Source organism: Pseudomonas sp. BF-R-19, from assembly GCF_019956445.1.
In the GTDB taxonomy this organism is placed as follows: domain Bacteria; phylum Pseudomonadota; class Gammaproteobacteria; order Pseudomonadales; family Pseudomonadaceae; genus Aquipseudomonas; species Aquipseudomonas fluorescens_BH.
In genome coordinates this window covers 1-7,988 of sequence record NZ_JAHBDN010000001.1, presented here as the reverse complement: position 1 = coordinate 7,988, position 7,988 = coordinate 1, and the positions used below count along the sequence as shown (strand labels likewise).

Here is a 7,988-nt window from a genome sequence, read left to right as displayed (position 1 = left end):
GTGGCGGCGGTGGAAACGGCGGTGGAAACGGCGGCGGAAATGGTGGCGGAAATGGCGCAGGCCACGGCGGCGGCATGGGTGGCGGACACGCCGGCACAGGCCACTCCGGCAGTAACGGCCGCGGCAACGGGCTGGACAGCGACCATGCTGGCAAATCCGTACGCGACCATGGCCTGAGCGGGAACCACTACGGTAGTGCGCGCAACGATGACAACGGTCATGGCACCACGACCTCAGGCATCGCCCACTCCAAGGATACTCGCGGCATCGCCAAGGCCAGGGCCATTTCGGCCTCGACGCCGGGTGAGCACAACACCAAAGGCTTGAGTAAGGGCGGGTTGTCGAGCTCGAAAAAAACCCATTGAGTTCGCGGCGACAGATCAGTTTCTGAAAAGCAAAAAACCCGCTGCAAGGCGGGTTTTTTATGCCTGGAAATTGATCTGCGATCACCGCGCATCTCGTTCCCCGCCAGCCATCACTCACAACCTTGGCCGCACAACGGGCATTACACGGACAGAAAACGAGCCACCTGGACACATCGCGCAGTGATTTGCGTTTGCCGGCGATTTGTCATGTTCAGCGCCAATTCAATGTAGATATTAGTCAGCCCAACGCGATTTCAATGAGGCTGCACTGTGTTCCAACGACTTGTGTGTTCGCTGTCTGCTTTGAGCCTGTCCATCGCTGCCGCCCAGGCTGCCGAGACTGTCCCCCTCAACGCCCCACGCCTGAAGAGCATCGACAACTTCCGTGATGTCGCCGGTCTCACCACCGCGTATACCACGGCCAACGACGGCACCATGCGTGGCGGGGTGTTTTACCGCTCCAATGCGCTGACGCCATCGGCGGCGGATCTGGCGACCCTCAACGGCCTGGGCATCAAGGCGGTCTACGACCTGCGCACGCCCAGCGAGATCGCCGCCACGCCCGACACGATGCCCACGGGTGCGACGTACACCAACATCGACATCATCGGCGGTTCCACGTCTGGCGCGAACATCACCAATATCGCGTTCCACAGTGCCGCCGAAGCCACTGCCATGATGCAGGACACCAACCGTGATTTCGTGCGGAACCCGGGGATGCGCAGCGAGTTCAACCAGCTGTTCAACGAGCTGGCCACGGTCGACGGCGCCGCGCTGTTCCATTGCACAGCCGGCAAGGACCGCACGGGCTGGACCGCCGCTGTGCTGCAAAGCATCGCCGGGGTCGACGATGCCACCATCATGAGCAACTACCTGGCGACCAACGACTACACCGCCGCGCGCATCAAGGCGACCATGGCGGCCTTGCCACCGAGCCTGGCGACCATCTATGGGCCGCTGATCGGTGTGGAGGCCAGTTACCTGCAAGCCGGCCTGGACCAGGTGACCGCGCAGTACGGCACGATGGACAACTACCTCAAGCAAGGCCTCGGCCTGTCCCAGGAAACCATCTACGTGCTGCGCGGCAAGATGGTGTTCTACAACAGCCTGCCGGGCGCGGCGGACCTGGCCGGCAACGCCGCGGCCGGTGCGCAGTTGCTGCAGCAACTGCAGAACAGCAACCTGTCGGGCACCTACAGCGCCTACAACTACTACCTGCAGTCGGCCATCGATGCCCGCAGCCTCGGGGGCGTGGAGTCCACCATCGGCGGTCAGGTGAATGCCGACGCTGCGAGCTACCTGCTGCGCCAGGGCGCGATGATCGAACAGGCCGCCGCGCCGTTCACCAGCGGCATCGACCTCAAGGCCGGGCAATATCGCCTGTGGAGCACCGCCCTGGCGGGGTATCTGGGCACCGACGGTTCGTCCCAGGCCTCCAGCAGCAACGAGCATAGCCAGGGCATGATGATTGGCCTGACCCAGCGCTTTTCCGAACAGCTCAGCGCCCATGCCGGTTTCGGCTACAGCAGCGGCAATGTCGGTGGCGCAGGTGGCGAGGCCGATACCGACCTGACCTTCTTCAGCGTCGGCGCACGCTTTGCCCCGAACGGCCTGGAGCGTGGCCTGTTTGTGGATGCCGATGCCAGCGCCGGCTATCTCGATTACGAGAGCAAGCGCGAACTCGGCGGCGGTCTGGGCACGGCCAAGGGCGACAGCCATGGCAACCTCACCGGCGCGACCCTGGCGCTCGGTTACCGTGTGCCGGTGAACGGCGTGACCCTCGAGCCGAGCCTCGGCGTGCGGATCAGCCACGTCAACCTGTCGGGCTTCCAGGAAAAAGGCAGCGAACTGGCCCTGGACGTCGACGGCATCCACCAGACCCGCAAGAGCGCGGTGGCCAACCTCAACGCATCCTTTGCACCTGTCGGCCTGGGCGCCTGGCAAGTGGTGCCGGGCGTGCAAGTGGGCTACGAGCATGTGTTGGGCGACCCTGAAGTCGACAGCGAAGGGCAACTGCTGGGCCTGGACATTGAACAGCAAGCCGCCTTCGACAACCGTGACCAGTTCACCGGTGGCGTCAACGTCATGGCCAACCTTGGTCCGTGGAGCGTAGGGGCGGAAGTCGGCGCCAGTGGCGGCGGCGACAGCCACGGTTTTAATGGCGGGCTGAAGGCCAGTTATCTGTTCTGACGGTCAGTTGAGGCAATCTGTGGGAGCGGTGTTGTTTGTCGTACGCAGGATTGGTGGGCGACACGGATTGAATGTGGGAGCGAGCTAGCTCGCGATCGCGATTTTGCATTCAACATCCATGTTGCCTGACACGACGCCATCGCGAGCAAGCTCGCTCCCACAGTGGTTTTTTGTCGTGCGCGGGAACTGTGTGCGGCACCGATCAAAGGGTGGGAGCGGGCTTGCTCGCGAAGAGGCCGTGTCAGTCGGTATAGATGTTGAATGTCACTCTGTCTTCGCGAGCAAGCTCGCTCCCACAATGGTTTTTGTCGTACACAGGATTTGTGTCCGACACCGATCAAAGGGTGGGAGCGAGCCTGCTCGCGATGGCGTCGTGTCAGTCGACGTAGATGTTGAATGTCACTCTGTCTTCGCGAGCAAGTCGAATCGTCGCACCGCCGCTCCCACAGTGGTTTTTTGTCGTGCGCGGGAATTGTGTGCGACACCGATCAAAGTGTGGGAGCGGGCTTGCTCGCGAAGGCGGACTCACAGCTAACGAAGAGGGCGGCTGACATTCCGCTTTCGCGAGTGCTCCCGCTAACCCCTCAATTGGTCGCCATTGGCCGCGTTCGCAGACCCTTTCTCACGTCTGCGGGGCTGATGCCGTAGGCACTCTGGAAGTACTGGCAAAACCGCCCGACATTGCTGAAGCCATGTTGCAAGGCCACGTCTGTGACCGACGGCGACACCCCCTGGGACAGCGCGGCAAAGGCGCGCTCCAGGCGTACCTGACGCTGATAGGCAACGATCGAAGTGCCCATGAAACGCTGAAAACCTTCCTGCAATGCGCGCAGGCTGACGTTGGTCAATCGCGCCAGCTCGGTGCCGCTGGCCAGGTGGTCGGAATGCTCTTGAATGTACTCGACGGCCAGCTTCACATGCCGCGGCGCTATCAGTGGGGAAGGGCGCCGGAGGGCTTCGGTGAAGTTGTGCGGCCAGGCTTCCAGCACCGCATCGACCAGCATTTCGCGTAGGCGTGAAGGCATCAGCGAACCTGTGTTGATCAGCAGGTCGAACTCGGTTCCGGTGGCCAGGTCCACCAGCGCCTTGATGCCCTGCAAGGCTGGTACGCTCAGATCCACCACGGGTTCAAAACAGATTTTTTGCAGGATCGGCTTACCCAGCAACATCGACAGTCGTTCGGTGATCAGCGCCCGGCTGATCGAAATCCCGTGCTGCGCATGATTGTCGACAAAGCGCGCCGAGCGAACCTCGGCCTTGTCGATCGCCAGGCCGATCCGGGCGAAGCCCACCGACTCGGTAACGTGGTTGAAGATGATCTTGCCGGCGGTGGGAATGACAAAGGTGATTTCATCAAGAGGGGCGGGGAAAGCCACCGTGAAGTCACCGCGATAGTGCATGCGGCGAAAACTGACACCTTCGTGCCGGCCGTAGACCCCGCCGATGATGATGTTTTTCGGCGGCGGTGCAGAGTCGGAATAAAGGTTGCCGAACAGGTTCGAGAACAACGCGCCAAAGTCGTCGCAGCTCATGTCGTTGGACCTGATGATGATTTGTTTGCGCGTCGTGCTTGCGTACACCTGAAGTGGCACCTTGAGCGGATGGGCAAAGCCCTGGTGCAGGACGCTGGCGATCGGAGATCGAGCGGATGCGGTTCGGGAAAGCGCTAGGACGTTATCAGTGAGTAATGACAGGTTTGTTACCGGTTGTTGCCGCCGGCCCCGTTTCCGTCCACCCGACGCCACCGCTCGCACCGGACAACCGGTGGCGCGAGCGGTACTCGGGCGTGGGCTGGCCTGCAAGGGCCGCGGCTATTTCACCGGCTCTGTTGCCTTGATATCCCCGCAAAAGATATCGACGTTGCCATCGGTCGAAGCCGTTCGCACGACCACCGAATACTTGCCGTCAAGCAGGGTTTGCAACGGCACAGGCGCGGTTCTGGTAAAGGACCAGCCGCGTACGGGTTGGGCTTCGGTGTTGACGGTGTCGTTCATCGCGTAGGCGACTGACCCGGGTTGCTGGCAGCTGCCATTATTGATGAACGAGTAAAGGCGCAGGGGCAGGGTGACCCCCATTGGAGCACCGCTGATGAAGAAACTGAGCCCGGTTTTCTTGTCCCAGTCGGTCAAGGTGACGGTGCCGATCTGACCGGCGTTTTGCCGGGTGGCGACCAGGTTGACGTTCACGCCGTGGGTCGATGAAGTGGTGCAGCCGAAAAGGCTTGCCGCAACCATGAGTGCTGCCAGTGAGGTTTTTAGCTTCATTGCCAAACTCCTGAGTTGAAGAACTGCAATGGGGGAGTTAGCGGGTATAGCTCATTTATCGCTTTCATGACGTCGTCCATACGAGGCTTCCCCTTTCAGGAAGGACGTGATGGACGTTTTCGGGCCTGAATCAACGAATCCCTTCATCGCCGCGCAAACCGACTACATTTGTAATCTACCGAGCCCGATTGCCCGGACGTTTGCCGGTGTATTCAACCCATGCCCCACCCTTGGAATCTCCCGAGCCTGAGCTGATTGCCTGCCGACACGCGCGCTTTGATGCCGATGAGGGTTTGCAATGGTTGCGCGTGCAGTTAAAGGATTGTGCGGTCAGTTGAGCCCACTCATCATCCGCATGGACGATTTGCCACTGGAGTGACTGATGAATCAACAAGGCAGCCATCCGCAAGAGCGGATTCCCGGCACTCCACAGCGGGGAACCTTGCGCAGCCTGTTGATCCCGGAATGGCTCGGCAGCTACCGGCCAGACTGGCTGCGTGGCGATGTGGTCGCCGGGCTGACGGCAGCGGCCGTGGTCATTCCCAAGGCGCTGGCGTACGCCACCATTGCCGGCCTGCCGGTGCAGGTCGGGCTGTACACGGTGCTGGTGCCGATGGTCATCTATGCCGTGCTCGGCACATCGCGCCCGCTTAGCGTCAGCACCACGACCACCCTGGCCATTCTTGCCGGCTCCGCGTTGGGCCAGCTCAGCCCCGATGGCGATGCGGCGACCTTGCTCGCCGGTTCCGCCACGCTGGCCCTGATGGTGGGTGCGATCCTGATTGTCGCGGGGCTGCTGCGCCTGGGTTTCGTCGCCAATTTCATTTCCGAACCGGTGCTGGTGGGTTTCAAGGCCGGCATCGGCGTGGTCATCGTGCTCGACCAGTTGCCCAAGCTGCTGGGTACTCACATCGACAAAGGCGACTTCCTGCACAACCTGGTGGCCACGGTCCAGAGCGTCGGCCATGCCTCGCTGCCGACCGTGGCGGTCGGTGTGTTCATGGTCCTGCTGCTGGTGGGCATGAAGCGTTTTACACCCCGGCTGCCCGCACCCTTGATTGCAGTGGCGCTTGGCATCATCGGCATGAGCCTGTTTGGCCTGGAGCGCTTTGGTGTGTCCGCCGTCGGCGTGGTGCCGATCGGGTTGCCCGCGCCGACCCTGCCGGTATGGTCGATGGCCGAGACCCTGTGGTCCTCGGCGATGGGGATCGCGCTGATGAGTTTCACCGAAACCATCGCGGCGGGGCGCGCGTTCGCCCGCAGTGACGAGCCCGCGCCACAACCGAACCGGGAGCTGCTGGCCACCGGCGTTGCCAATATCGGCGGTGCGTTTCTCGGGGCCATGGTCGCCGGTGGCGGCACCACCCAGACGGCGGTGAATCGCCTGGCCGGCGCCCGTTCGCAACTGGCCGCACTGGTCACCGCTGCACTGGCACTGGGCACATGTCTGCTGCTGGCACCGCTGATAGGCCTGATGCCCAACGCCACGCTCGCCGCCGTGGTGATCGTGTATTCGGTGGGCCTGATCGAACCGGCGGAATTTCGCGAGATCCTGTCGGTTCGCCGTACTGAATTTGGCTGGGCCGTGGTGGCCATGATCGGCGTGATGCTGCTGGGCACGCTGCAAGGGATCGTCGTGGCGATTATCGTCTCGTTGCTGGCCTTGGCTTATCAAGTCTCGGACCCTCCCGTGCATGTCCTGGGACGCAAGCCCGGCACCAACGTCTATCGCCCGCAGGCCACCGACCACGCAGACGACGAACACTTTGACGGGCTGCTGTTGCTCAGGCCCGAAGGTCGGGTGTTCTTCGCCAATGCCGAGCGCATCGCCGACAAGATCCGGCCGCTGATCGACGAGGCGACACCCAAGGTCGTGGTCCTGGACCTGCGCAGCGTGTTCGACCTGGAATACACCGCGCTGAAAATGCTCACCGGGGCGGAACAGCAACTGCAGGAAAAAGGCATTTCATTGTGGCTGGTGGGCATGAGCCCGAGCGTATGGGAAATGGTCATCAAGGCACCCCTGGGCCATACGCTGGGCGAGGCGCGCATGTTCCTGAACCTGGAACTGGCGGTTGAACATTATCAGCGCAGTCGACGCTGAATGAACGCGGCCGGAGGCACTCCGGACGCTATGTGACGCATTGAAGGAGTTAACGGGCATGGCGAAGAAGAAGGCGGTAAGCAAAAGCAAACCGGTAGAAAGCGGCAAGCTCAAGAACAAGGTGTATCTCGAGGAACTGGCGCGGCTGCATGTCGAGATGGTCAAGCTGCAGGAGTGGGTGCAGCACACGGGCGCCAAGGTCTGCATCATCTTCGAGGGCCGTGACGGCGCCGGCAAGGGCGGGACCATCAAGGCGCTCACCGAACGGGTCAGTCCTCGAGTGTTCCGGGTAATGGCGCTGCCGGCGCCAACAGAACGGGAAAAAAGCCAGATGTATGTGCAGCGTTATCTGCCGCACCTGCCGGCGGCCGGCGAAGTGGTGATCTTCGATCGCAGCTGGTACAACCGCGCCGGAGTCGAGCGGGTCATGGGTTTTTGCAGCGAAGAACAGGTGCGCAATTTTCTCACCTCGGTGCCGCGCGTCGAGCAGGCACTGGTGGAATCGGGAATCATCCTTATCAAGTACTGGCTCGAAGTGAGCCAGGAGGAACAGACCCGACGGCTCAAGGAGCGTATCACCGACGGGCGCAAGATCTGGAAGCTGTCACCCATGGACCTCAAGTCCTATAACCGCTGGTACGACTACTCCCGTGCCCGGGATGACATGTTCGAGGCCACCGATACAGACTTCGCCCCGTGGCGGGTCGCCAACTCGAATGATAAGCGACGGGCGCGACTGAACATCATCAGCGATGTGCTCAACAGCATTCCCTATGAGGAAGTACCGCGGGCGAAAGTGAAACTGCCCAAGCGCCAAAGTCCCGGCAACTATCGGGATCCGAACTATCCGTTCAAGTTCATTCAGGAAAAATTCTGATCGTTGCATCGGGCAGGAGCCAGTCCACGCCGGCTCCTGCTGCATGCCATCAGGCCTTGATCACGTACCCATACGCCCGGGTACGCCCGCCTTCCTGCTTCAGGTACACGCCCTGCAACTCCGGCGTGAAGCCGGGCAAGCGATTGATGCCTTCTTCCAGGGCCAGGAAGTATTTCAACACCGCGCCG

7 protein-coding genes are annotated in these 7,988 nt (G+C 61.8%); 4 read left to right on the top strand and 3 right to left on the bottom strand.

The window, feature by feature from the left end; all coding sequences use genetic code 11:
- Together KGB28_RS00035 and KGB28_RS00030 are read left to right on the top strand one after the other, a co-directional pair.
- Positions 1 to 365 (top strand): hypothetical protein (locus tag KGB28_RS00035; protein WP_223440916.1); only part of this gene is annotated, 365 nt, incomplete at its 5' end.
- Between the two features lie 270 nt (positions 366 to 635).
- Positions 636 to 2,555, top strand: coding sequence for a tyrosine-protein phosphatase (locus KGB28_RS00030; protein ID WP_223440914.1), 1,920 nt, complete (start codon positions 636 to 638; stop codon positions 2,553 to 2,555).
- 584 nt (positions 2,556 to 3,139) lie between these two features.
- On the opposite strand, the gene KGB28_RS00025 is transcribed toward KGB28_RS00030, so the two are convergent.
- Positions 3,140 to 4,087 (bottom strand): AraC family transcriptional regulator, encoded by a 948-nt coding sequence (locus KGB28_RS00025; RefSeq protein ID WP_223440910.1) that lies wholly within the window; start codon positions 4,085 to 4,087, stop codon positions 3,140 to 3,142.
- Positions 4,088 to 4,366: 279 nt separating this feature from the next.
- Complete coding sequence (locus tag KGB28_RS00020) at positions 4,367 to 4,819, bottom strand: hypothetical protein (RefSeq protein ID WP_223440908.1); 453 nt, start codon at positions 4,817 to 4,819, stop codon at positions 4,367 to 4,369.
- A 382-nt stretch (positions 4,820 to 5,201) separates the two neighbouring features.
- Between KGB28_RS00020 and KGB28_RS00015 the strand changes: the two genes are divergently transcribed.
- Both KGB28_RS00015 and ppk2 read left to right on the top strand, forming a co-directional pair.
- Positions 5,202 to 6,923, top strand: a complete 1,722-nt coding sequence (locus tag KGB28_RS00015) for a SulP family inorganic anion transporter (protein WP_223440906.1) — start codon at positions 5,202 to 5,204, stop codon at positions 6,921 to 6,923.
- Positions 6,924 to 6,981: 58 nt separating this feature from the next.
- Entirely contained in the window at positions 6,982 to 7,800 is an 819-nt protein-coding gene (gene ppk2, locus KGB28_RS00010; protein ID WP_223440905.1) for a polyphosphate kinase 2, read from the top strand.
- Between the two features lie 49 nt (positions 7,801 to 7,849).
- On the opposite strand, the gene KGB28_RS00005 is transcribed toward ppk2, so the two are convergent.
- Positions 7,850 to 7,988, bottom strand: a 139-nt coding sequence (locus tag KGB28_RS00005; protein WP_223440918.1) for a hypothetical protein, incomplete at its 5' end; no start/stop codon positions are given.

What these genes read in the sequence shown, in the direction of transcription:
- KGB28_RS00025 (WP_223440910.1), bottom strand. Translation starts at nt 4,087, where the DNA reads ATGAGCTGCGACGACTTTGGCGCGTTGTTCTCGAACCTGTTCGGCAAC.
- KGB28_RS00015 (WP_223440906.1), top strand. Translation starts at nt 5,202, where the DNA reads ATGAATCAACAAGGCAGCCATCCGCAAGAGCGGATTCCCGGCACTCCA.
- ppk2 (WP_223440905.1), top strand. Translation starts at nt 6,982, where the DNA reads ATGGCGAAGAAGAAGGCGGTAAGCAAAAGCAAACCGGTAGAAAGCGGC.
- KGB28_RS00020 (WP_223440908.1), bottom strand. Translation starts at nt 4,819, where the DNA reads ATGAAGCTAAAAACCTCACTGGCAGCACTCATGGTTGCGGCAAGCCTT.